22 protein-coding genes are annotated in these 23,493 nt (G+C 66.4%); 7 read left to right on the top strand and 15 right to left on the bottom strand.

Going from position 1 to position 23,493, the window contains the following annotated elements:
* Positions 1-23 precede the first annotated feature (23 nt).
* The 11 genes from MOX01_RS00950 to MOX01_RS00900 all read right to left on the bottom strand — a co-directional run bounded on the left by MOX01_RS00950 (position 24) and on the right by MOX01_RS00900 (position 8,293).
* Positions 24-317 (bottom strand): hypothetical protein, encoded by a 294-nt coding sequence (locus MOX01_RS00950; protein WP_046748057.1) that lies wholly within the window; start codon positions 315-317, stop codon positions 24-26.
* An 80-nt stretch (positions 318-397) separates the two neighbouring features.
* On the bottom strand, positions 398-1,054 hold the full coding sequence (locus MOX01_RS00945; protein WP_061018800.1) for a nucleoside/nucleotide kinase family protein: 657 nt from the start codon (positions 1,052-1,054) through the stop codon (positions 398-400).
* Between the two features lies 1 nt (position 1,055).
* Positions 1,056-2,039 (bottom strand): Gfo/Idh/MocA family protein, encoded by a 984-nt coding sequence (locus MOX01_RS00940; protein ID WP_058630882.1) that lies wholly within the window; start codon positions 2,037-2,039, stop codon positions 1,056-1,058.
* Between the two features lie 22 nt (positions 2,040-2,061).
* Positions 2,062-2,982, bottom strand: a complete 921-nt coding sequence (locus MOX01_RS00935; RefSeq protein WP_141368094.1) for an NAD-dependent epimerase/dehydratase family protein — start codon at positions 2,980-2,982, stop codon at positions 2,062-2,064.
* Positions 2,979-3,455 (bottom strand): hypothetical protein, encoded by a 477-nt coding sequence (locus MOX01_RS00930; RefSeq protein WP_058630880.1) that lies wholly within the window; start codon positions 3,453-3,455, stop codon positions 2,979-2,981. The genes MOX01_RS00935 and MOX01_RS00930 overlap by 4 nt, the downstream gene beginning before the upstream one ends.
* Positions 3,439-4,158 (bottom strand): hypothetical protein, encoded by a 720-nt coding sequence (locus MOX01_RS00925; RefSeq protein WP_058630879.1) that lies wholly within the window; start codon positions 4,156-4,158, stop codon positions 3,439-3,441. Before MOX01_RS00925 ends, MOX01_RS00930 begins: the two co-directional genes overlap by 17 nt.
* Positions 4,159-4,212: 54 nt before the next feature.
* Entirely contained in the window at positions 4,213-5,244 is a 1,032-nt protein-coding gene (locus MOX01_RS00920) for a nucleotidyltransferase domain-containing protein (RefSeq protein WP_141368093.1), read from the bottom strand.
* 24 nt (positions 5,245-5,268) lie between these two features.
* The gene (locus tag MOX01_RS00915) at positions 5,269-5,487 is read right to left on the bottom strand and encodes a hypothetical protein (protein ID WP_058630877.1); all 219 of its coding nucleotides are present in this window, start codon (positions 5,485-5,487) and stop codon (positions 5,269-5,271) included.
* A gap of 118 nt (positions 5,488-5,605) precedes the next feature.
* Positions 5,606-6,010, bottom strand: a complete 405-nt coding sequence (locus tag MOX01_RS00910) for an NUDIX hydrolase (RefSeq protein WP_170224068.1) — start codon at positions 6,008-6,010, stop codon at positions 5,606-5,608.
* A 91-nt stretch (positions 6,011-6,101) separates the two neighbouring features.
* Positions 6,102-7,238, bottom strand: coding sequence for a DegT/DnrJ/EryC1/StrS family aminotransferase (locus MOX01_RS00905; RefSeq protein WP_141368091.1), 1,137 nt, complete (start codon positions 7,236-7,238; stop codon positions 6,102-6,104).
* Positions 7,235-8,293: a radical SAM protein gene (locus tag MOX01_RS00900; RefSeq protein ID WP_061016245.1), complete on the bottom strand. Its 1,059-nt coding sequence runs from the start codon at positions 8,291-8,293 to the stop codon at positions 7,235-7,237. Before MOX01_RS00900 ends, MOX01_RS00905 begins: the two co-directional genes overlap by 4 nt.
* 335 nt (positions 8,294-8,628) lie before the next feature.
* Here MOX01_RS00900 and MOX01_RS00895 point away from each other — a divergent pair, with 335 nt between their 5' ends.
* Positions 8,629-10,053 carry a trimethylamine monooxygenase gene (locus MOX01_RS00895; protein WP_269140000.1) on the top strand — a complete coding sequence of 475 codons (1,425 nt, stop codon included), beginning with the start codon at positions 8,629-8,631 and terminating at the stop codon, positions 10,051-10,053.
* A gap of 50 nt (positions 10,054-10,103) precedes the next feature.
* Here MOX01_RS00895 and MOX01_RS00890 read toward each other — a convergent pair whose 3' ends face one another.
* Positions 10,104-10,799: a Pr6Pr family membrane protein gene (locus tag MOX01_RS00890; protein WP_141368090.1), complete on the bottom strand. Its 696-nt coding sequence runs from the start codon at positions 10,797-10,799 to the stop codon at positions 10,104-10,106.
* A gap of 112 nt (positions 10,800-10,911) precedes the next feature.
* On the opposite strand from MOX01_RS00890, the gene MOX01_RS00885 reads away from it, so the two are divergent.
* Positions 10,912-13,071: an adenylate/guanylate cyclase domain-containing protein gene (locus MOX01_RS00885; RefSeq protein WP_061016241.1), complete on the top strand. Its 2,160-nt coding sequence runs from the start codon at positions 10,912-10,914 to the stop codon at positions 13,069-13,071.
* Positions 13,072-13,073: 2 nt separating this feature from the next.
* The gene (locus tag MOX01_RS00880) at positions 13,074-14,498 is read left to right on the top strand and encodes a mechanosensitive ion channel domain-containing protein (protein ID WP_141368089.1); all 1,425 of its coding nucleotides are present in this window, start codon (positions 13,074-13,076) and stop codon (positions 14,496-14,498) included.
* 6 nt (positions 14,499-14,504) lie between these two features.
* Here the strand turns inward: MOX01_RS00880 and MOX01_RS00875 are convergent, their stop codons facing one another.
* Positions 14,505-15,488: a DMT family transporter gene (locus tag MOX01_RS00875; RefSeq protein ID WP_230977758.1), complete on the bottom strand. Its 984-nt coding sequence runs from the start codon at positions 15,486-15,488 to the stop codon at positions 14,505-14,507.
* A gap of 246 nt (positions 15,489-15,734) precedes the next feature.
* Between MOX01_RS00875 and MOX01_RS00870 the strand changes: the two genes are divergently transcribed.
* Genes MOX01_RS00870 through MOX01_RS00855 form a run of 4 tightly spaced genes read left to right on the top strand, consistent with a single transcriptional unit; the run spans position 15,735 to position 20,642 of the window.
* Entirely contained in the window at positions 15,735-17,021 is a 1,287-nt protein-coding gene (locus MOX01_RS00870; protein WP_141368088.1) for an adenylosuccinate synthase, read from the top strand.
* Positions 17,022-17,031: 10 nt separating this feature from the next.
* Entirely contained in the window at positions 17,032-18,141 is a 1,110-nt protein-coding gene (locus MOX01_RS00865) for a lactonase family protein (RefSeq protein ID WP_141368087.1), read from the top strand.
* A 57-nt stretch (positions 18,142-18,198) separates the two neighbouring features.
* Positions 18,199-19,599: an MFS transporter gene (locus MOX01_RS00860; protein WP_371861824.1), complete on the top strand. Its 1,401-nt coding sequence runs from the start codon at positions 18,199-18,201 to the stop codon at positions 19,597-19,599.
* On the top strand, positions 19,596-20,642 hold the full coding sequence (locus MOX01_RS00855) for an alcohol dehydrogenase catalytic domain-containing protein (RefSeq protein WP_211368683.1): 1,047 nt from the start codon (positions 19,596-19,598) through the stop codon (positions 20,640-20,642). The genes MOX01_RS00860 and MOX01_RS00855 overlap by 4 nt, the downstream gene beginning before the upstream one ends.
* Before the next feature lie 43 nt (positions 20,643-20,685).
* Here MOX01_RS00855 and MOX01_RS00850 read toward each other — a convergent pair whose 3' ends face one another.
* The gene (locus MOX01_RS00850) at positions 20,686-21,930 is read right to left on the bottom strand and encodes a beta-ketoacyl-[acyl-carrier-protein] synthase family protein (protein WP_141368086.1); all 1,245 of its coding nucleotides are present in this window, start codon (positions 21,928-21,930) and stop codon (positions 20,686-20,688) included.
* Entirely contained in the window at positions 21,927-23,408 is a 1,482-nt protein-coding gene (locus MOX01_RS00845) for a class I adenylate-forming enzyme family protein (protein WP_141368085.1), read from the bottom strand. Before MOX01_RS00845 ends, MOX01_RS00850 begins: the two co-directional genes overlap by 4 nt.
* Positions 23,409-23,493 lie beyond the last annotated feature (85 nt).

Raw genomic sequence — 23,493 nt, 5'->3', positions numbered from 1 at the left:
ATGGATCATGCATGCGGCGGACGTCACTGGCCGAACATCGTCGCGACGGCCGCGACCCCTCCGAATGCGAGGACGACGACGAGCGTGATGACCCAGAGGCTCATGGCGATCGCGTTGAGGGCGACTCCCCAGCCGGCCCTGGTGCGTGCCTGCGGCTCGTGACGCAGCGAGAGGATGCCGAAGATGAGTCCGATGACCGGCGCGAAGAAGGTCCAGCCGGCGAAGAGAGAGCAGATCCCGAGAACGAGACTGACCGTCCCTTTCGCGGTCGAGGTCGCAGGGGCGGACAGGGCTGAAGGGGAGACGGTGGTTGACATGTCTTCCACGCTAGGACGGGGCCGCAGCACAGGGCATCGGCCCTGAGTGCCGGCGTCGTACATCCAGCGGATGATCTCGTCTACTCCCGTGCTCGACCATCGTGTCGGGTCCGCGCATCCTCGAGAAGTCGCTTCCGGAAGTCCGCGAGCATCTCGGCCGGCGTCGCCGACGCGACCACCGTGGCGCCGAGCTCGCCGGTCGCTCGCCGCTCAGCGAGCAGATCGTCGAAGCGTGCGTCGAGGAGTGCCTTCAGCTGATCGCCGTTGGACCAGCGTCCATCGTGTCCTCCCGCACCATCTCGGAGGGCCCGTTCTCCCGTGTCCAGAACCAGATACAGAAACGCCGCGGAACGAGGAATTCTCGTGAGCTGGTGACGGTATTCGGACTGCCATCGGCCGAACTCCTCCGGTGACAGAAGATCGACGTCGAACATGATCTCCGTGTACATCTTCACGCGCATCGGCGAGGCATCGGTCACGACGTAATCGAACGGGCCGCTGAGTCGTTCGACGCAGACGAGAGTGTCGACGGTCTTGCGCAGTGCTTCCATTTGGTTTGCGAAGGCGTAACGCCCGGGGTCGGTGAGGAAGCTCTCCCAGGTTTCCCACTCGTGGCACGCGATGCCGACCACCGAATACTCGCCGTGCCCGGAGGCGAGAGGGCCCAGCTCGGCGCAGCGATCGAGGATGACCGACTTACCCGCTCCACTCGAGCCGAGGATGCTGACCGAAGGCAACTCAGCTGCTTTCGTGAAGCAGGGCAAGCGCCTCATCCCGTATGCGAACGGCGTTGAGGCTCGCCTCGAGCACGCGGTGAGCCTCGGCGGTGGCTTTGCGGTCTCCGGCCGAGAGCCCGAGAAGCACGTTCCAGGCTTCGAACATGCCACTGGGTGCGGGAGAGCGCAATGGCACCGAGTCGCCGTCGACATCGAGGAAGTCGTTGTAGACGCTCCTGCCCAGCTGAGCTGCCGTTTCGAAGTCATGGACATGCTCGATGACGACCTCGCCGCGTTCGCCGCGGAAGACGTATCTGTCTCGCGACCAGGCGTCGGTGATGACACTTCGAATCGTGCCGTTCCATTCGCCGGACACGAGGTGCATGTCGACGATCTGTCCGATCTCGATGTCACGAATGACCCGGGCAGATCGCACATGTGCGTCGAGCACCGGCTGGCCCAGCCTGTGCAGCGCCGCCAGGGGGTGGACGATATGCTCCTTGAAGAGATCCATGTCGGACCGGAAGCGGACCCGATCTCCCCTTCTCAGATAATCGACGATATCGGCCGAGGTGCTTTCCGGGAGCCATGCGGCGTGCGTGTGACCGATGGCCGCGACGAACCTCTCCTGGAAATAGAAGTTGTCGCCGACCACCATTCGATCCCGGGCGCCCTCCAATGCGGTGATGCGCAGGGCATCGGCGTAGGACGCGCCCAGAGGCTTCTCCAGGTAGACCAGCTTGCCGGCTCGGAGCGCCACTTCCGCCGATGACAGGAGATCCGACGCGGGGGTCGCGATCAGCACGGCATCGATGTCGGGGTGGCCTGCGAGCGCGGAGAGGGACCCCACGCGGGTCATGTCTCCACGGTAGGTCTCCATCGCACGATAGAAGCGCGCGCTGTCCCGCGTCGCGATGTGGGTGACGGAGATCTCCGGGATAGCGCGTAGCTCATCGAGGTGCCTCTCCAACACGACCTGACCGAGACCATAGATTCCCAGACGCACGATCTATCCCCACTTCTTCGGATTAGACAACAATTGAGATCGACTTCCGTATGAAATCCGCGACCGTCCTCGACGGGCTCCACCGGAAATCGTCCATGACGTTCATCGGGTCCCCCACCGACACTCGCAACGCTGCCGGAGTGCTGGGCGCCGTCACGGTGGGGATGGCGGCATCTCGCCGGGCGAGGGTGACGACATCATTGACGCTCAACACGTCGGGTCCAGCGACGTTGTAGATCCGCAGCTCCTCAGCGGTGCGCGTCGCGTCAGCCGTGACCACGGAGACGAGCAGATCCATGAGGTCGTCGACATGCAGGAACGTTCTCGTCTGCTCGCCGTCCCCGGACAGCGCGAGCGACTCGCCGGTCGCGGCCGCGTGGACGACGGACGGCAACAGCCGATTGTGCTGTTGCCCCGGCCCATAGATGTTGTAGAGCCGCATGATGGTCGCCGCGTAGGCGCCCCCGGAGGCGATGTGGTGGGCACGAAGCACCAGCTCCTGAGCCGCCTTGCTCGCGGCGTAGGGGCTCTTCGGCACCAGCGGTGCCTTCGTCGATGGTCTCGTGGCGTCTCCGTACACCTCGCACGACGAGAAATGCAGGAGCTTCCCGCGGAATCCGCCCGTGCTCAGAGCGTCCAGGAGGTTCTGGGTGGCGAGGACATTGTTCGTCAGGTACCGACGAGGCTCGGTGAAACTCGACGGAACGAAAGAGAGAGCGGCGAAGTTGAGCACCCAGTCGTAGTCCGCGCTGTCTCTCAGGGCATCGATGGTTGCTCGGTCGTCGGTCAGGTCGACGCGGATGTCGGTGTTCTGACTTTCCTCGCGATCGAGCACAGTGATCACGGACTCGGGGAAATCTCGGCCCAGACGTTTCGCGCTATGGCTCCCGAGGAAACCGGCCCCGCCGGCCACGAGCACGCGAGGAGCTGCGCCGTCGTTCATCCGGCCACCCCGGTCTCGACGCGGTGAACCTGCATGCCGACCTTGGCAGCGATCGCGCAGACGTCCGCGCTGTCGTCGTAAACGCGGAGTGTGTCGGAGGGGCGATTCAGGATCGCTCCCAGCCGTCGCCAGAAGTCCTCGGTCTCCTTGGCCAAGCCGAGGTCGAGGCGACTGAAGATGGACGCGGCAGAGAGCGAGGGCAGCCACGCATCCAGATACTCGCGGACGTTGGCAGAGAGGTTGTTCGTGGCGATCACGATGTCCTTCGTGGGGAAACGCGCGATCAAGGAGAGGGCTTCCGGTCGCGGGGGCGTCTGCATGATGAGGGCCTGGATGCGTGCGTAGGTCTGTTGCCTCGGCGCGCCCTCTCGATGCGAGCGTTCCGTCTCTCGTCGCCGAATCGGCTCGGAATCGACGATGACCCCGTCGAAATCGATGACGAGGGTGCTGCGGGAGTCAATGACCACTCGCACCGGAACCGTCTGCGTTCTGCGCGAGGCGGATCCACTCGGCGATCGCGTTCGAGCACGCGATACCGTGATCGTCCGAGGTGTTCATGAACGTGCGCGATGTATCGATCCCCTCCGACTTCTTCCTGATGAGGTGTCGTATGCGTGAGACGAAGTCGACGAACTCATCGGGGTCGACGGAATTGCGTCCGTCCCTGCCGATGACGATGTCACGCCGCTCCTCCGGGAGTTGCTCGTAACGTGCGCGCACAGTCGAGTCGTCGAGTTCGAGGACGGCGGTGTAGACGGTGAGATCCGGCCACGTGCGCCAGTAGGCCAGATCGTCGATCCAGCCGGCGATCCGGTGGATGCGGCTCTGCTCATAGCCGAGATTCTCCGCTTCGATCACGAAACGGCACGACGTCTTCAACCACCACGAGTCCAGAACCGCGACCCCACCTGCGCGCACGTGGGGGAGGACCTGACTCTCGAGGATGGCCGCGTCTTGAGTGATGGCGGCAAGGGCGAGCACCTCCAACGCCGGTACATCGTCCAGCGATTCACCGAAGAAGGTGCCGACGCTTCGGGTCAGGCGGTCGAGCGACGTGTCCGCGTTTGCCGTGACGCGCGAGAAGACCGTCCCGCCGAGCTCCGAGGCCAGCGAGCCGGCGACGGTCGATTTCCCTGTGCCGTCCGTGCCTTCGAGTTCGACGATGTATCCGCTCACGCTTTTATCCCTCTTGTTGTTCGGCGTTCAGATGAACGATTTCCCGAGCGCCGTCTAGATGCGCTCGATCACTCCGGCAGCCTCAAGCTGCGGTCTGATGAGATCGACGTCCGCAGGAGGAAGGGACGCTTCGTCGCCGGTGATCAGCGCCTGCCAGACCTTCGCGGCGACGACGGAGAGCAGCACATGGTTCTTCCCCTCCTCATTCAGGAGAACTCCGTCCGCGATCTGAATCGGCATGTGATTCGAGCGGAAGCTCGGAGTCGTGGTCGATCGGTCGACCGGGAATCGGTTGGACAGGATCTGGCTGGCGATGAGGAAATCCTGCAGGAACGTCTGGAGTTCCATGAACCGCGGATCCGATTCACGAATCCACTCGTACTGACCGAATCTTCGCGCGCGCGCCAACTGCTCCGAGGGCATACCCTGCCGAACTGCCTGGGTGAAGGCGTACTTGTCGACGAAGTACACATCGCCGGTCGCTGCCACCCACGACTTCACGGCGAAGTTGGTGGCCCGAGAGGCGGAGAATCCAAGACCGTCCCGGTTCCCGGCCTCCGCGAAACCTTCGGCATCCTCCAGCGTTGCGGCGGCCTCGAGAGCGAATCGTGCAGACAGCACCTGCTCGTACTCTCCCTCTCGGGGGAGGTTCGCGCTCACCCACGACGAGTAGAAGCCTTCGCCGATCACAGGGACAGCGGAGACCACGCGACTGAGGAAGTCGAAATCGGGTGATCTCATCTCCCCCAGCGCGTGCACTCGCGATTGCCCGACGCGGAGAGCATCGACAATACGCGCAACGGTTCGGCCAAACTCTCCGATCGTCCAGGTCTCGATATCGACGCGCTTGTCCCCGATGGTGAATTGATTCGCATACAATTCACCCCCAGCGGCTCCGCCGGGGTTGTCGAGGGTGACGAGGAAGACGTCGATGTCGCTCTTGCTGTTGGCGAGACCCGTAGGGACGCTGCCGACGAGGAGCGCGAATGCAGGATTCACACCTTCGCGAATCGAGTACTCGGTGACGGCTTCGTTCGCGGCCGACAGTGCCTGCGTCAGTGCCGTGGAGCTGGGGGCGGTTAACACCGGAGGGACGAGCTTGACGATTGCTTACGGAATGATCTTCCGGTCGGCGAGCGTGGTGACGTGCTGGCCGTTCGTCACCGTCGGACCGACGGAGGACGTGCCGGACGTCTGCCCTGCCCGGTTGGCCGCGCTGGGGACATCAGAGGAATTGACCACGGCCTGCACCGTGATCGGAACAGCCGAGAGTGCGAGCGCGCCGGCAGCGACAGCGGTGGTTCCGAGGGTTTTCGAGATCGTCTTCATGATGCGTACCTTTCAAACTCTTATAGCAACAGCTGGTCAACGCCTGCGACGCTACCACAGCGGATGTCGATCGCAATGGGGTCGAAAGTAGAGGATGCTCTTGCGAAAGGTCACCCGATTACAGTCTCTTCTGAAATGCAAGCGCGATCACGTCTGCATCATTGGGATTCAGGTGATCTCCGGCAGAGCTTGTCTCGGTGAGCAGGGACTGGTCGCTGACAGGTGTTCTTGGCGGCAGCGATGCGATAAAGAAATGCTGCTTCGAGACGTACATTCGTCCATCGGAATCGTCGAAGAACCAATCGAGATGCACGAGCAGCTTTCTCAGCTCGCCCGCGATCGTGACGCCCGTTTCCTCGAAAGTCTCACGCAGGGCCGCATCCCGGATCGACTCCCTTGCGTCCCGTCCGCCTCCGGGGATCTCCAGCCCTGCACCGTCGTCTCGTGGTGCGAGCAGCACATGCGACCCGTCGGCGGTGAACGCGATCACGTAGGCGGATTCGCGCAGCTGCGCCGCCTTCAATGGTGCGAATCTGGCGGTTCCCGTAGGCGATCGGAAGCGAACGTGACTGCTCCGGAAGAGGAGCCGGAGCAGATGCATCCGCAACATGCGGCTAGGGGGTCTCCGTCGACATGCTCTCGAACGCCTCCAGAATCGTTCGCGAGTGCTGGGAGGTGAACCCCCAGTGGAAGGGGAGGTTGAGGAGGCGGCGTCGCCAGTCGTCCGCCCGGGGGAACGTCGCGATCGGTCCCTCGACCGCAGCGCGTATCGCGGGGTCATCATGGGCCGCGTACAACCACATCGCGCGTGCCTGGATGCCCCGAGAGCGCAGGGTGCGCAGCACGTGATCCCGCTGGCTCTCGTTCTCCATGAGAAGCGACACCGGACCGAAGTCGGCATCGGTCGACCGGAGGACGGTCGTCGCAGGGAACGACTCGTCGAGCACCGCACCGAGTGCGGAGATGAAGTCCTTTCGCAAGGACACCAAGTCGGGAAGATGGCGTTGCGCCCGTGCGAGCGAAGCGGCACCCAGAACGGCGTTGAGCTCGCTGATGTTGGCGTTGAGCGACTGGGAGCTTCCCACCTTGTACGTGGTGGACTCGATGAGACCGTTTCTCTGCACGATCCGCCGTAGGGCATCCGCTTCCTGGCGGTCGTCGACGAAGATCGCCCCGCCCTCGCCGGCCGCGATCGGTTTGCTCGCGTGCAGGCTGATGACAGACATGTCTCCGAGAGTCCCTGCACGACGATCGCGGTCCTGGACGAGCAGACTTGCTGCCGAATCCTCGATCAGCAGACGCTTCTTCGTTCGCAGATCTCCGAGCGACGAGCTGAACAGGATGTCCATGTAGTGCATGCCCACGGTGATGGGGGCGTTCAGGCTCAGGGCGGCTGCGGCGTCGATCGTCGGCGTATCGGCCGAGGAATCCAGAAGATGGAGCGTCGAGCCGGACAGGGCCGCCGCCCGCGCAGCAGCGTGATAGCCGAAGTCGGGCACCGCCACTCTCCTGGCTCCGCGATCGGCCGCGTGGAACAGGCTGGCCATCAGCGCAGAGGTGCCGGAGGAGGTCAGCACGCAGTACCGCCCGACGGCATCCCCTAGGCGGTCTTCGAGGATGCGGGTGTACATCCCCCTGGTCCACTGGTCACCCTCGACCACGCTCTGCAGGTCTCCCTTGACATCGTCGAACCGGAGCCTCGGTGCGGCCCACGGCACGCCGGCTTCCTGTGCAAGGGAGTCTTCGATCATCGGTTGTTCACATTCCTCTCGATACCGGCGCTGATGAGGTACTCATCCGCATTCCAATTGATCTCGGCAGAGCCGTCGGCGGGGGTGGAGAGTGCCTGCAGCTCGGCGTCGATGACGCGTTCCGGGGCGAGCACGCTGATGCCGTAGTAGCTGGTGAGATTCTGCGAGGCGTCCTGCTGAGCGTTCAGGAAGGAGGCAAGTCTGTCCGAGTGGGAGGAACTCCACATCTCGCGCACCGAGGATGTGTAATGGTTCCCGAGCACCTGACTCTTGCCGATGATGCGGTTCGACGTCGTCGTACCGCTCAGACGGAAGACGATCTGAGTTCCGGGATACATGTCCTGGACGATGTGGATCGGGGCGGGCTCGCCGTCCCACTGCCCGACTCGCGTCGAACCCAGGTTGAGCCTGACGCTGGTCGACTTCTCGGGGAGATCATCCTGATAGGCGCGGAAACCCGATTCCAACCACTGCAGATCCTGAAGGTCGAGGGCGGCACTGTCCAACGACTGTGCTCTCCCCAGCTGGCACATCGGGCTGAGATCGATCGACGACGCGCCGAGCGCTTTCATGTCCGTCACGAAGCTCCGCCACTCACGGAAGTTGTCTTTCGTCAGGACGGAGATGATGTTCACCGTGATGCCGGACTCGATCGCCGCCCGCATTCCTCGGACGGCGCGGGTCCATGATCCTTGGCCCCGGTGCTTGTCGTTCGCCGCCTCTGCGCCGTCGAGGGAGAGCGAGATGCGCCTGACCCCTGAGCCGACGATGTGGTTCAACATCTTCGGCATCAGGAGCGTGCCGTTGGTGATGATCTGAAACGTCAGGTGCGGATAATCGGCCACGATGTCGAGGTATTCGTGGAAATCCTTCATCGTCGTCACTTCGCCGCCGGTGAGCGTGACTTCGAAAGTGCCCATCTCGCTGAGCTCATCAAGAATGGAGCGGAAGTGCGCCTGAGGCAGCGTCGGGCCGACGCCGTCTTTCGGAATGAACCCCGCGTTGACGTGGCAATAGTCGCACTTCAGATTGCATGTTTCGTTGAGGTCGATCACTGCGCGTAGCGGGCCGCGTGTGTATAAAGACGCCTCAATCGGATTCACGCGACCGAATCTAGCACTTCATCCACACGGAGCAACCCGCCGATCTGAAGCGTTCGATATGCGAGATCCAGATGGTCCAGATCGACAGGAGGTCCTCTTGCCTCGACGGGAGAGGACTAGTCGGACCGGTGATCGAAGTCGCTTCCGGGGCCGATCACCGGCCCTGCTAACGTCGAAGAGCAGCCGCTTTCCGGGTCGGTCGAGCTTTCCGCTCCCACCGGGACAGACCTGTTCCTCGCTCGGATGCGGCCGCTCATCGATATATGACGCAAGTGTGAGGACGATACGTGACGAGCAGAGAACGAGTAGCGATCATCGGCGCCGGCCCCTCGGGCATGGCACAGCTGCGGGCCTTCGAATCCGCAGCCCGCGCGGGGGCGGAGATCCCCGAGCTGGTCTGCTTCGAGAAGCAGGCCGACTGGGGCGGACAGTGGAACTACACCTGGCGCACAGGACTCGATGAGTTCGGGGAACCCGTGCATTCGAGCATGTACCGGAACCTGTGGTCGAACGGCCCGAAGGAGGCGCTGGAGTTCGCCGACTACAGCTTCGACGCGCACTTCGGCCGTCCCATCTCCTCGTACCCGCCGCGCCCCGTGCTGTGGGACTACATCGCCGGACGCCTGGAGAAGAGCGATGTGCGGGAGCTGATCCGCTTCCAGACCGTGGTGCGCTGGATCGAGTTCGACGAGGAGCGCGCGGTCTTCACGCTCACCAGTGAGGATCTGCCGAGCGGCCGGTCGCATGTCGAGGAGTTCGATCGCGTCATCGTGGCCACCGGGCACTTCTCCTTCCCGAATGTGCCGGACTTCCCCGGGATCGAGACCTTCCCCGGCTACATCAGCCATGCCCACGACTTCCGAGGCGCAGAGGCCTTCGCAGATCGCGACGTGCTCGTGATCGGGTCGAGCTACTCGGCGGAGGACATCGGCAGCCAGGCGTTCAAGATGGGTGCCCGTTCGGTCACGACGAGCTTCCGTTCGGCACCGATGGGATACGACTGGCCCGAAGGCATCGAGGAGCGTCCGGTCGTCGAGCGCTTCGAGGGCAGCACGGCATTCTTCGCCGACGGGACCTCGAAGCATGTCGACGCGGTCATCCTGTGTACCGGATATCTGCACAAGTACCCGTTCCTGCCCGATGACCTGGCCCTGTCGTCGCCCAACAACGTCTACCCGGAAGGCCTGTACCGGGGCGTCGTGTGGCAGGGCAATCCGCGCCTGACCTACCTGGGCGCGCAGGACCAGTGGTTCACGTTCAACATGTTCGACGTGCAGGCCTGGTACGTGCGCGACCTCATCCTCGGCCGTCTCGAACTGCCCGACGAGCAGGAGCGCGCGGCCTCCATCGCCGAGTGGCGCGCCCGTTTCGACCGCATCGACTCGGCCGCGGCGGAGATCCGCTTCCAGGCCGACTACATCCGTGATCTCCTCCAGCTCACCGACTACCCGGAGTTCGACATCGACCGGGTCGTGGAGATCTTCCTCGCGTGGAAGCACGACAAGAAGGAAGACATCATGGGCTATCGCGACCGCACTTACGAGTCGGTCATGACGGGCACGATCGCCGTCGTGCACCATACGCCGTGGCTCGAAGAGCTCGACGATTCGCTCGAGCGCTATCTCGACGTCGATCCGGACGCCACCGAGACGACACGGATCATCGCGGGTCAGCCGCGTGATGATGACCGCGAGGCGCTCGCCGCAGTCTGAGCCTCTCGGCCGATGCCCCTTCCCTCCGCCTGTGGAGGGGAGGGGCATCGTCACGCGGTGTCGCGGGTGCCCCGAAACCGGCCGACCCAGACCACGAAGGCGGCGGTGGCGATGATGATCGCCGCGATCAGCAGCACCCAGAGCGCCACGCCCCCGTAGCCGCCGTTGAGGTGGGGATTCAGGAACGGATACGGATACCACCATGGTTCGCCTGTCGCGGGCGCGATCACGAGGTTCGCCCGGATCAGCGTGTAGGCGACCCACACGATCGGGAAGATCGCAGTGATCCCGACCGCACTCCAGCCGAGCGCCCGACGGCGAGGCGCGAAGAGCAGGTCGACGAGCATGATGAGCGGGATTACCACGTGCAGCACCTCGTTCGACCAGAGGACGGTCGAGCCCTGCGGCAGCTCGATCCCGCGCAGCAGCGTGTTGTAGACGACGCCGGTGACGATCATGTAGGTGCTGGCGCACACCAGGAGCACCGCCAGCCACCGCGGTTCGGCCGACGTGGTCTTCCGGTTCGCGAGAGCCCAGATGCCGCCGATGGCGAGGACCACGGCCGCCAGCACGTTGGAGAGGATCGTGAAGAAGCTGAAGAAGTTCGCCACGACCGTGGGCAGATGCGAGCCCCACGCAGTCTCCGAGCTGAGGGCGATCTCGAGAGTGCGCACCAGCTGGGCGACGATCGCCGCCACGGCCAGAACCGATGCTGCCAGTCGTACGTAGGGCCACCAGGTCGTCATTTCGCCTCCGTCGCACACTGTAGCGCCACGCCGTAGACCGCAGTACCGGTATATCGCTAGGGTCGGTCGCAGTGAGCAGCACCCGGAACGCACGCGCATGGCGGAGGGGCATATGAGCGACAGCGGCACAGGCACGGTCGAAGCGGGCGGAACCAAGAAGAGGCGGTTCCGGCGAGCCGGTCTCAGCATCCAGTCCAAACTCCTCATCATGTTGCTCGGGGTGAGCCTGGTCTCCTCGGTGATCGTCGGCGCCATCGGTTTCGTCAACGGGCGTCAGTCGCTGCATGATTCCGCGGTCGATCAGCTCATCACGATCCGCTCGATGCGGGCAGCCGAGGTCACCACCTTCATGGAGAGCGTCCGGCGGGATGCCTCGTTGAACTCCCGCAACCTCAGCGCGCAGAGCATGTCGACGGCGGTCAACGGCGGGTTCGCCGACCTCGCAGATGTCGAGATCGATGACGCTCGCCGGTCCTCCCTCGAGCAGTACTACACGACCACGTTCATCCCGGAGCTCGAATCCCGCTCGGGGGAGGAGTACGGCGACACCGCGTTCATCCCCGCATCCCCCGCAGGCCAGTACGTGCAGAGCGAGTACGCGCTCGGCAATCAAGACTTCGACGCCGACTACGACGCGCAGCTGGAGCTGAACGACAGTGGAGACGGCACGAGCTACTCCATCGCGACCGAGCGCTACGGCGACTACTTCACCCGCCTCGTGAAGGAGGCAGGCTACGAGGATGCGCTGCTGCTCAACCTCGACGGCGATGTGACGTTCTCCGCATACAAGGGAATCGAGATCGGCACGAACCTGTCCACCGGCCCGTATCGCGAGTCGGCGCTGGCCAAGGCATACGCCGAGGCGGTGGCGACGAACTCGGTGAACACCGTGGTGCTCACCGACTTCGACCGCTGGATCCCCTCGCTCAACATCCCGGCCATGTGGGTGGTCTCGCCCGTGGGCAATGACAGTGGCATCACCGGTGTGATGGCGTTCCAGATCTCGATCGACACGATCAACGATGTGATGACCGGTGGGGAGAACTGGAAGGAACAGGGCCTCGGTGACACTGGAGAGGTCTATCTCGTCGGCCGCGACGACCTCATGCGCAGCACCGCACGTCGTCTGGTGGAGGACCCGGCCGACTACGTGAAGCGCCTCATCAACGGCGGCATGGCCCCGACCATCGTCGATCGCATCGGGCAGATCAAGGGCACGGTGCTGTTGCAGCCCGTCGACACGAAGGCCGTGGAGGATGCCCAGGCGGGGCGCAGCGGCACGACCGTCGGGCGCGACTTCATCGGCGGTGACAGCGTCACCGCCTACGCCCCGCTCGAGATCGAGGGTCTCGACTGGGTCGTGATCGCGCGCATCGACACCGCGGAGGCTTTCGAGCCCGTCAACGTCTTCACCCGCAACGTGCTGCTCTCGCTGCTCGGCATCCTGCTCGGAGTCTCTCTGCTCTCGCTTCTGCTCGCGCAGGTCTTCACCCGCCCGATCCACCGTCTCGTCGGCGCCGTGCACCGCGTCGCGGAGGGAGACCTCGACGTGCAGGTTCCGCAGGGCTCGCGCGACGAGTTCGGTGACCTCGGCAGCGCCTTCAACGACATGGCATCCAGCCTGCGGATCAAGCAGGATCTGATCGAAGAGCAGCAGAAGGAGAACGAGAAGCTACTGCACACTCTCATGCCCGAGAGCGTCGCCACGAAGTACAAACAGGGCGAGGAGGCGATCACGGAGGCGCACGAGAACGTGTCGGTCGTGTTCGCCGAGCTGGTCGGGTTCGACGACCTCACCCGCGACATGACTGCAGAAGAGGAGATCGGCCTCCTGAACACGCTCATGCGCGGATTCGATGAGGCCGCCGAGAAAGCGGGGGTCGAGAAGGTGCGCACCCTGCGCGGCGGCTACCTGGCCTCGTCGGGACTGATCGTGCCGCGGGTCGACAACATTCGGCGCACGGTCGAGTTCGCCCGGAGTCTGCTCGGTGTGCTGGAGCGGTTCAACGCGCAGAACGGCACACAGATCTCGCTGCGAGCCGGTGTCGACACGGGCACGGTCACGAGCGGCCTCGTCGCGCGGACGAGCCTCGCCTACGACCTCTGGGGCGACGCGGTCAGCCTCGCCTACCGGGTGCGCTCGGTTACGGGCGAGCCGGGTATCTACGTGAGCCAGACGGTGCGCGATCGCACGCAGGAGATCGTCACCTATGTGGAAGCCGGAACGGTGGAGACGCAGGGCAGGACCGAGACCGTGTGGAAGGTGGTCTGATCATGGGCGACGTGTTCACGGGCGGCTGGGTCTGGTGGATCGTGGGCCTCGCGGTGGGCGTGCCCGTCGTCCTGGTCGTGCTCACCGAGCTCATCGGTGCGCTGACTCGGCGCAATAGCCCGGTGGCGAAGCCGTTGCGCATGCTGCGCAACTGGGTCATCCCCGTCGGCGCGCTGTTCGCGCTGTTGGTGTTCGCGATCCAGTCGCCCGCCGATCAGGTGTGGACGCGCGTGGTGGCGACCGTGTTCGGGTTCCTCGTCATCTTGCTGGTGCTGTCGGCGTTCAACGTGGCGCTGTTCGCCAACGCCAAGCCAGGCTCGTGGCGAGAGCGGATCCCGTCGATCTTCGTCGAGATCGGTCGGCTCGTTCTGGTGGGGGTCGGCCTGGCTCTGCTGTTCTCCTGGGTGTGGGACGCCGACGTCGGCGGACTCTTCACTGCCCTCGGTGTCGGGTCGATCGTGATCGGCCTCGCTCTGCAGAACGCGGTGGGTGGGGTGATCTCTGGTCTGCTGCTGCTGTTCGAGCAGCCGTTCAAGATCGGCGACTGGCTCGACGCCGCCGGCGTGAAGGGGCGTGTCGTCGAAGTTAACTGGAGGGCTGTGCACATCGACACCGGCTCCGGCATCCAGATCGTGCCGAACTCGTCGCTCTCGGGGGCTTCGTTCACGAACCTGAGCGAGCCCGAGGGGCCCTACTCGGCAGAGACGGGCGTGAAGTTCTCGACCGACGATCCACCGCACGAGGTGATCGCCCTCCTCATCGAGGTGGCCGATTCGCTTCCCATGCGACTACAGCGCGAGAGGGCGACCGTCGACTATTCGGGGGCGGGCGCGTATTCGGTGTCGATTCCGGTGGCGGGTCCGGCGGACGCATCACGGGCTCTCTCGATGTACCTCTCCTGGCTCTGGTATGCGGCACGGCGGCGTGGCTTCGCTCTCGATGGTGATTCCACGGACCCGCTCGCCGAGCCGCAGCGTCTGGTCGAGGCGATGCACGAGATCGCGCCGACCCTGCACCTGCGCGACGATGACATCGAGGCAGTGCTCACCCACGCCCGGCTGGAGCGCTACGGCGTCGGCGAGATCGTGCTGCCCAGCGGAGTCGTCCCCGACGAGGTGCGCGTGGTGCTCTCGGGCAGGGCTGTGCTCGCACTCGACGTCGAAGGCGGCCGTGTTGAGTTCGCCGCAGCCGAGAAAGGAGACCTCATCGGACAGACCGCTCTCACCCGTGAGCGCACGCAGGCGGTGACCGTGGCCGGGGAGATCCTGACGGTGGTGGTGCTGCCGCTCGCCACGATCGATGCCTTGATCCGCACGCGACCCCGCCTGGCCGCCGAGATCGGGGAGTCGCTCGAACTCAAGCGCACGCTCGCCGCGGCCCGGCTCGCGGAGCTGGGGTTCGCACGAGGGGTGATCACCGGGCGGTGAACGGCATCACGCCCGTCGCCGCCACCGCAGTCGGGTGATGAGCACGCCCAGCAGACAGAGCGCGCCGCCGAGGAACATCAGCGGCGTCGGCACCTCACCCAGGATCGCCCACGACATCAGGATCGCGATTGCCGGCACCACATAGGTGGTGGCCGACGTCTGCCCCGCAGTGCTGCGCTGCAGAACGTACGCCCACGTCGTGAAAGCGATCGCCGTGGGGAAGATGCCGAGGTAGACGACCCAGAGCGTCGCATCGAGCGGTGCCGTCTGGAGCGAGCCGATGAGGTTGCCGATCCAGGGCAGCAGTGCGACGGTGCCGACCCCCGCGCCGAGCCACGTGAGGGTGGTGGCGTCGACACCCGAGGTGAGCAGACGCTTCTGCACGAGCGTGCAGCCTGCGTACATGACAGCGGCGAGGAGGGCGAGCAGGAGTCCCGTGATGTCGGGGCCGGCGCCGGAGGTGGAGTTCATGCCGATGAGCACGACCCCGAGGAAGGCGATGGGTGCGCCGATCACGAGCGGCTTCGGGAATCCCTCACGCAGGAACAGTCCGCTGAACACCACGACCATGAGGGGTGCGAGGTTCACGACCATCGCAGCGGTGCCGGCATCGAGGGTCAGTTCCGCGCTGTTGAGCGCGAGGTTGTAGACGCAGAACCAGCCGATTCCCCACACCGCGATGAGCAGCCAGTGGCGTCGCGCGGGGATGCGGATGCCGTGCCGTAGCGCGATGATCGTCAGCACGGCCGAGCCGACGGCCATGCGGAGCAGCGCCAGAGCGCCCGGGTCGTAGTGCGGACCCGCTCCGCGGATGCCGATGAACGCCGACGCCCACAGCACCACTGTGACCAGTGCGGCGATGAGGACGAGCGCACCCTGCTTCTTCGGCGTCCCGGGGTTCGCGGGCATCCGGGGCTTCTCGGGTGCTCCGTCGTCGGCACGGATCCCGTCGGAGGTGATCTCGGGGTCGCCGGATGCGGCTGCTGGCATCCTCCGATCCTGGCAGGGGTGTCCGACATCGAGCGAGCCGCGCGAGTGCCATCCCCCGTCGTATTTCGGACGACGACCGCTCCGGTCGCGATATTCCATCTTCAACGGCCGCTGAGGCCGTCATATCGCGACCGGAGCGGTCGAGCCACCGGAGGGTCGTCGAGGAACCCTTCGATAGGATGGGACGGCCCGAAGAGGGCCAGCTCATCGGCCGGTGCAAACCCGGCGAAAGCCAGGGGGTTACCCATGCCAGGAATCGTTATCGTCGGCGTGCAGTGGGGCGACGAAGGAAAGGGCAAGGCCACCGATCTGCTCGGTGAGCGCACCGACTGGGTGGTGAAGTTCAACGGCGGCAACAACGCCGGACACACCGTCGTCGTCGGCGACGAGAAGTACGCGCTGCACCTGCTGCCCTCCGGCATCCTGTCTCCCGGCGTCACGCCGGTGATCGGCAACGGCGTGGTCATCGACCTCGAGGTGCTGTTCTCCGAGCTGGAGGCGCTCGCCGCCCGCGGCATCGACGTCTCGCGGCTGAAGGTCAGCGCCAACGCGCACATCATCACGCAGTACCACCGCACGCTCGACAAGGTGACGGAGCGGTTCCTCGGCAAGCGCAACATCGGCACGACCGGCCGCGGCATCGGCCCGGCGTACGCCGACAAGATCAACCGTGTCGGCATCCGGGTGCAGGATCTGTTCGACGAGAACATCCTGCGCCAGAAGGTCGAGGGCGCTCTCGACCAGAAGAACCACCTGCTGGTGAAGGTCTTCAACCGCCGCGCTGTCACCTGCGACGAGATCGTGGAAGACCTGCTCTCCTACGCCGAGCGGCTGCGGCCGATGGTCGCCGACACGGGCTACCTGATCGCCGAGGCGCTCGACCGCGATGAGGTCGTGGTGTTCGAGGGTGGTCAGGCCACGATGCTCGACATCGACCACGGCACCTACCCGTTCGTGACCTCGTCTTCGGCGACAGCCGGAGGAGCGGCGACGGGCTCCGGCGTCGGTCCCGGTGCGCTCGACCGCATCGTCGGCATCGTCAAGGCCTACACGACCCGCGTGGGCTCGGGTCCGTTCCCGACCGAGCTGTTCGACGAGCAGGGCGAGTGGCTGCGCAAGCAGGGCTTCGAGTTCGGCACCACGACCGGCCGCCCGCGCCGGGTGGGCTGGTACGACGCCCCCATCACGCGCTACGCCACGCGCATCAACGGCATCACCGACCTCGTGCTCACGAAGCTCGACATCCTCACGGGCCTGGAGCAGATCCCCGTGTGCGTCGCCTACGACGTCGATGGCGAGCGATTCGACGAGGTGCCGGTCAACCAGACCGACTTCCACCACGCGAAGCCGATCCTGGAGTCCTTCCCCGGCTGGAGTGAGGACATCTCGGTCGCTCGGACCTTCGAGGACCTGCCGCAGACGGCGCAGGACTACGTGTTGGCGCTCGAGAAGATGAGCAACACGCGCATCTCGGTGATCGGTGTCGGCCCGGAGCGCGACCAGGTCATCGTCCGTCACGACCTGCTCGACTGATCCGCACCCGATGACGCGCTTCTGGCTCGGCGGCTACGGCCCCGCGATGGACGGTTCGGCCGAGGGCATCGGCCTGCTCGCGGGGGACGAGGGCCGCGAGGCATCCACCCTCGCCTACCGTGGCACTGCGGTGGAGGTTCCTTCGCCGTCCTGGCTGGCGCAGCATCCGACCCTCGACATCGTCTACGCGGCACTGGAGGGTGACTCCGCGGTGCAGGCGTTCGTCCGTGCGGGTGAGGGTGTGCTGGCTCCGCTGGGTGCGCCCGCGCCGGTCGGCCAGTACGTGTGTCATGTGGCGGTCGCCCCGAACGGCTCGGCGCTGATCGCCAGCTGCTACGGCGACGGTCGTGTCGTGAGAGTCGGGCTGGACGCGGAAGGGCGCATCGTCCCCGCGAAGGCGGATGCGGCGGCGGCACTCCGCGCGGCCCTGTTCGGGGACGACGCGGATCCCGATGCTCCCGCTCCCACCCCTCCCGGAGACGGCGTCGCGGCGGTGGACCCGTACGGCATGGGCGGCGACCGTGTCTCGCATGCGCACGCCGCGGTGTTCCTCCCCGACGGACGCGTCGCCACCACTGACCTCGGGTTCGACCTCGTGCGGTTCTGGCGGCAGAGCGGCAGCGGGCTGGTGCTCGACCACGAGGTGGTTCTGCCTCTCGGCACCGGACCGCGGCACATGGTGCTGCACCCCAGCGGGCACCTGCACGTGGTCACCGAGTACTCGTGCGAGGTGTTCACGCTCGCGCGCGCGGCCGACGGCACCTGGAGCGTCGTGTCGGTGACGCTGACGAGCCCGATCGCCGAAGTGGGCACAGACTTCCCCGCCGAGCTCGCCCGCACTCGCGACGGGCAGTTCCTCTACACGGCTCTGCGTGGAAGCAACACGATCGCGGCGTTGCGGGTGCGCGGCGGAGGCGAGGCCTTGGAGTCGGTGGCACTCGCCGATTCGGGCGTCGACTGGCCGCGTCACCACCTCGTCCACGAGGGCAAGATGCTCGTCGCGGGGCAGCGCTCCGACACCATCACTCTGATCGACCTCGACGAGCGCACGGGCGCGCCGCTCGGTATCCGCCACGAAGCGCAGGTCCCGACGCCGACGCACTTCCTTCCGGTGCGCTGAGGCATCGCGAGATCCGTTCTTGACCTCAACCTCACTTGAGGTTCTACTGTCGTCATCATGACTTCGGAGACCGAGCAGGCGGCGACGCCGGATGCGGCCGCAGCTCGCATCATGAGCAGCCAATACGTGTGGATCACGATCGGCGCGTGCGCGCTCGTGTTCCTGGGGGCGTTCGAGTCCCTGGCGGTCACGACGGTGATGCCGACCGTGAGTGCCGACCTCGGCGGCGAACGGCTATACGCGCTGGCGTTCGCCGGTCCTCTCGCCACCGGGGTCATCGGCATGGTGATCGCGGGAAACTGGGCCGATCGTCGGGGGCCGGTCGCCCCGCTGTACACCGCGGTCGCGATGTTCATCGTGGGGCTGCTCATCGCCGGTCTCGCCCCGAGCATGGAGGTCCTCGTCGCCGGCCGGTTCGCGCAGGGTCTCGGCAGCGGCGGCCTGATGGTGGCACTGTACGTCGTCGTCGCCCGGGTCTACCCGCAGGAGCTGCACCCCGCGATCTTCGCCGGATTCGCGGCTGCGTGGGTCATCCCCTCGCTGATCGGACCAACGGTCGCGGGAGCCGTGACCGAGCTCTGGAGCTGGCACTGGGTCTTCCTCGGTGTGGTGATCCTGGTGCTCGTGGCGCTGCTGATGGTGATTCCAGCCCTTCGCGGTCTCTCGAGCGACGGCGATGCGACGACACCGTGGGCATACGGCCGCCTCGGTTGGTCGATTCTGGCGGCGGCCGCGGTGCTGACGCTGAACCTGGTCGGCGACATCCCCGGTGTCGGCCCGGTGCTGGCGGTCGTCGCTGTGATCGTCGCCCTGATCGCGGTTCGCCCGCTGGTTCCCCGCGGAACCTTCCGCGCGCAGCGGGGGCTGCCCTCGGTCATCCTCGTCCGCGGGCTCGCAGCTGCCGCGTTCTTCGGCGCGCAGATCTACCTGCCGTACCTGCTCACCGATCGCTATGACCTGTCGCCGACCCTCGCGGGGCTCGCCCTGACCGGAGGTGCGCTCTCGTGGTCGGTCGCGGCGACGGTCCAGGGGCGGATGGGCGTTCGCCTCTCGAGCGTGACGGCGGTGCGCATCGGCACGATCCTGGTCTTCGTCGGCATCGTGCTGACCGTCGCGATCACAGCCATCAGGGCGGACGCCGCACTGCTCGCCGTCGCCTGGATCGTGGCGGGTCTGGGGATGGGGCTCATGAGCCCACGTACCAGCGCGCTGACGCTCGCGATGTCGACACCGGAGAATCAAGGCTTCAACAGCGGCGCGATGACGGTCGCCGATTCGTTCGGCAGTGCCATGGCGCTCGCCATCACGGGGACGCTGTTCACGGCGTTGGCCACCGCGGACCCGTTCCTGGGAGTGTTCGCCCTGGCTGCGGTGATCGCGATCGCGGCGGCGGTGCTCGCTCCACGGGTGAGCGCGGCCGTTGAACGGCGCGGGACACGGCCGGGGGGAGAAGCGTGAGCGGGGAAGCGGGCAGCGCGGAGGCGACGGAGCGGGGCACCATGCTCGCGATCGTGCAGCGCGACTTCGGAGAGGCCGGGGTGCTGAGAGCCGAGGAGGTGGCCGTGCCCACTCCCGCCGAGGGCGAGGTGCGGATCCGGGTCGCCGCGGCGGGTGTGCATGCCGTCGACACCGACATCCGTCGAGGCACCGCACCGGCGTCGATGCCGAAGCCGACACTTCCGATGACGCCGGGGCGCGAGGTCGCCGGGTTCGTCGACGCCGTAGGGTCCGGTGTCGACGCGGCCCTCCTCGGAACGCGCGTGGTCGCCCACCTCGGCTTCCGCAGCGGCGGATACGCCGAGTTCGCGCTCGCGTCCGCGCAGTCTCTGCACTCTGTCGACGCCGGAGCATCCTTCTCCCAAGCGGTCGCGACCATCGGTACCGGTCGAACGGCCCAGCTCGTCTGGGAATCCGCGAACATCCGCCCAGACGACGTCGTCCTCATCCCCGGTGCATCGGGCGGCCTGGGAAGTCAGCTCGTCCAGCTGGCGCTTTCGGTCGGGGCGACTGTCGTCGCCCTCTACGGCGGCGAGGTGAAGCGCCCTGTGGTGGAGCGGCTCGCGCACGGTGAGAGGTTCGCCGACGGCCGGCTGCTGCCGCTCGACGTGACGGTCGAGACGTGGCCGGAGCAGATGGCCGAACGTCTCGACGGCGCGCAGCCGTCGGTTCTGATCGATGGGGTCGGAGGTGCGACGGGCCGGACGGCACTCGAGACTCTCGCCAGCGGTGCCCGCGTCGTGATCATCGGATGGTCGAGTGGAGAGGCGCTCCGGCTCGACACCGACGACATCCTGCAGCGCTCCCTCACGGTCGCCGTCCCGCTCGGGCGGTCCATCGCCGACCTGCGTGCTCTCGAGTCCAGAGCGCTCGCCGCGCTGGCGGAAGGCCGCACGGCTCCGCCTGTGGACGAGTATCGCCTCGAGGATGCCGCCGCCGCCCACGAAGCCATCGAACAGCGCCGGCAGCGAGGGAAGGTCGTGCTGGTGCCGTCTCCGCGGTGACCTCGCCGCGGGGGAGAGGCGAACGGAGCCGCACGGGCGCAGTTCACCTCGGAAGCCTGAGCAGCAGCGCCGCGTTGTGACCCCCGAAGCCGAACGATGTCGACAGCACTGTGCGGACCGGATGCCGTCGCTCCTGGTCGCGCACGAAGTCCCAGCCCTCCGCGTCGGGGTCGGTCAGGTTGATCGTCGGAGGCAGCACCTGGTCGCGCAGGGTCATCGCAGCGACCACTGTCTCGACGACGCCGGCTGCGCCGAGCAGATGCCCGGTGGTGGATTTCGTCGCCGTGAGCGGAACCGACGGTGCCCTCGCTCCCAGCGCCTGCTCGAGTGCGATGAGCTCGGCCGCGTCGCCGAGCACCGTGCCCGTGCCGTGGGTGTTGACATGATCGACTGCGGATGCGGTCGCGCGGGCATCGGCGAGACAGGCGTTGATCGCCCTGGTCGCTCCCGCGGCGGCCGGATCCGGTGCCGTGGCGTGGTGGGCGTCGCTGGTCGCACCGAACCCGGCGACCGTCGCGAGAGGGCGTGCGCCGCGTTCGCTGGCGAGGTCGGCAGCCTCGAGCAGAACCGCGGCGGCGCCCTGGGCCATGACGAAACCGCTCCGCGCACGGTCGAAGGGGCGGGAGGCCGATGAGGGGTCATCGCCGAATCCGGTGACGACCGAGCGCAGGTTCGCATGCGCCGCGAGATGCAGCGGACCGAGGCAGTCGTCCATCCCGACGACCAGCACCGCATCGGCGTATCCGTGACGGATGCGACGCAGGCCTTCGCCGATCGCGATGGCGCCGCTCGCGCATGCCGCTGTGATGGCCTGGGTCTGTCCGAGGAATCCGTATCGACGGCTGAGGATCCCGGCGACGGCATCCGCGGTTCCATAGACGGCGAGGCTCGGCGGCACCCGGCGCCGACCGGCCTCTCGCAACGTGCCGGCTGCCTCCGTCACCGCGTCCACCGGCCCTGATCCCGTGGCGATGATCACCTGAGCGGCATCCGCGTTCCACGGCAGGTCACCTGTGCCCGCATCATCCATCGCCTCATCAGCGGCGGTGATCGCCCACTGCTGCATCGGAGTGAGGTGGCGGACGAGTGGTGTCGGCAGGTCGGCGGGGGCGGTGAACCCGCCGACGACTCCGCCGACCTGCACCGGCCCGGAACCTTCGAGCTCAGGCGGAAGCCGCGTGATGCCGCTTCGTCCGGCGCGGACTGACGCCCACATGCTCGGCGCGGTGAGACCACTCGGGGTGATGGCGCCGATCCCGGTGACGACGACAGACCTCTCGACGCTCACGATGGCCTCCGCCCGAACGCCACGAGATCGGCGACCGCGGTGCGACGAATCTTGCCGCCGGAGGTTCGTGGGAACTCCGGTAGGCGGTGCCAGCGGCGTGGCACGGATGCCGGAGGGAGTCGGTCCCTCGCCCACGTGCGCAATGTCGCTGCCGGTGGCGCATCGCCTTCGACGACCAGGGTGATCCGCGTGCCGAGGTGATCGTCACTCTCGGCGATCACGCAGATGTCGCCGAGGCCCGGCATCCCGTCGAATGCACGTTCCACTTCGTCGAGGGCGACGGTGTGCCCGCCGGTGGTGACGACATCTCCGCTTCTGCCGGCGAACGAGAAGTCCCGGCCACGCAGCCGCCCCTGATCGTGCACGCTCGCCCAGCCGTCGGCATCCGTCAACGACGCGGAAGTCGTTCCCGGCAGGTAGCCGGTCGAGCACGAGGGGGAGCGCACCCAGAGCGTGCCGAGCTCGCCGGGTGCCAGATCATCGCCGTCGTCGTCGCGCACCCGGGCTTCCACCTGCGGGTAGAGCCGGATGCGTCCGTCGCCGGCGCGGTCGTCGCCGATGAAGCCGAGTTCGCCGGTGCCGAAGTAACTGAGCGTCCGGGTGCGGGGGAGCGCGTCGGACACTCTGGCTCGAGCCGACGCCGAGAGCGCGGCACCTCCCGTGACGATCAGCTCGATGCCGTCGTACCTTCCCGGGTTGCGCCTCGCGGCGTCGGCGAGGGCGGCAGCTGCAGCCGGAACAGTGACCACTCGCGTGATGCGTTCGTCCCGCGCGCGGGGGGTGAGCCACAGGTCGTCGAGACGGTCGGCGACGTGCAGCTCGCCGCCGGAGCCGAGAACCTCGAACAGTGTGTAGAGAGTCAGGCTGTACGACATCGGGCCCGGTGCGAAGGTCGCGACGCGGTTGCTCGCACCCAGATATGTGCGCGAGACGTCGATGTTCGCGGTGTACTGCGCGCGGGTCTTGAGGAAGGGCTTCGGTCGTCCTGTCGTACCGGATGAGGTGAGCAGCAGGAACGGGGCATCGTCGGCAGGATCATCGGGGTCGACGAGGGTGCACGATCCCGGGTTCTCGAGGTCAGCGAGCCCGAGGATCAGGCCCGGCCAGCCGCTCGCATCCAGCGCGGTTCGCAGCGCAGCGACATCAGTGATCACCGCCACCGCGCCGGTGGATGTGATCAGCTGCGTCTGCAGCGACACCGGCCAGTGCGCATCCACGACGCTGAGGATGCGATCCCCCGCCTCCATCCCGACGACGGTGCGTGCGGTGTCGAAAGCCCGGCTCAGACAGATGGCGACGACGGGCGGCGGCGTCGAAAGACCGGGTGAATCCGCCCGCGCCGAGTGGGCTGTGAGCAGGCGCTCGAGAGACGCCGAAATCCGCCGCGACTCGGTGTGGAGCTCGCCATAGGTCACGCCGGCGTCGTGGTCGACGATGGCCGGCCGAGCGGGGTCTTCGACGGCGACACGGCGCAGCATCGGGGAGAAGGACGTGATGGCTCCTGGGGCGGGTTTGCGTGGAGAGGATGGCGTCCCTATTCTAATGAACACCGTTCAAGTGAAC

It is taken from the genome of Microbacterium oxydans, from assembly GCF_006540085.1.
Lineage (GTDB): Bacteria > Actinomycetota > Actinomycetes > Actinomycetales > Microbacteriaceae > Microbacterium > Microbacterium oxydans.
This window is presented reverse-complemented; position numbering and strand designations above follow the sequence as displayed.

What these genes read in the sequence shown, in the direction of transcription:
- MOX01_RS00950 (WP_046748057.1), bottom strand. Translation starts at nt 317, where the DNA reads ATGTCAACCACCGTCTCCCCTTCAGCCCTGTCCGCCCCTGCGACCTCG.
- MOX01_RS00935 (WP_141368094.1), bottom strand. Translation starts at nt 2,982, where the DNA reads ATGAACGACGGCGCAGCTCCTCGCGTGCTCGTGGCCGGCGGGGCCGGT.
- MOX01_RS00915 (WP_058630877.1), bottom strand. Translation starts at nt 5,487, where the DNA reads ATGAAGACGATCTCGAAAACCCTCGGAACCACCGCTGTCGCTGCCGGC.
- MOX01_RS00905 (WP_141368091.1), bottom strand. Translation starts at nt 7,238, where the DNA reads ATGATCGAAGACTCCCTTGCACAGGAAGCCGGCGTGCCGTGGGCCGCA.
- MOX01_RS00890 (WP_141368090.1), bottom strand. Translation starts at nt 10,799, where the DNA reads ATGACGACCTGGTGGCCCTACGTACGACTGGCAGCATCGGTTCTGGCC.
- MOX01_RS00885 (WP_061016241.1), top strand. Translation starts at nt 10,912, where the DNA reads ATGAGCGACAGCGGCACAGGCACGGTCGAAGCGGGCGGAACCAAGAAG.
- MOX01_RS00880 (WP_141368089.1), top strand. Translation starts at nt 13,074, where the DNA reads ATGGGCGACGTGTTCACGGGCGGCTGGGTCTGGTGGATCGTGGGCCTC.
- MOX01_RS00875 (WP_230977758.1), bottom strand. Translation starts at nt 15,488, where the DNA reads ATGCCAGCAGCCGCATCCGGCGACCCCGAGATCACCTCCGACGGGATC.
- MOX01_RS00870 (WP_141368088.1), top strand. Translation starts at nt 15,735, where the DNA reads ATGCCAGGAATCGTTATCGTCGGCGTGCAGTGGGGCGACGAAGGAAAG.
- MOX01_RS00865 (WP_141368087.1), top strand. Translation starts at nt 17,032, where the DNA reads ATGACGCGCTTCTGGCTCGGCGGCTACGGCCCCGCGATGGACGGTTCG.
- MOX01_RS00860 (WP_371861824.1), top strand. Translation starts at nt 18,199, where the DNA reads ATGACTTCGGAGACCGAGCAGGCGGCGACGCCGGATGCGGCCGCAGCT.
- MOX01_RS00845 (WP_141368085.1), bottom strand. Translation starts at nt 23,408, where the DNA reads ATGCTGCGCCGTGTCGCCGTCGAAGACCCCGCTCGGCCGGCCATCGTC.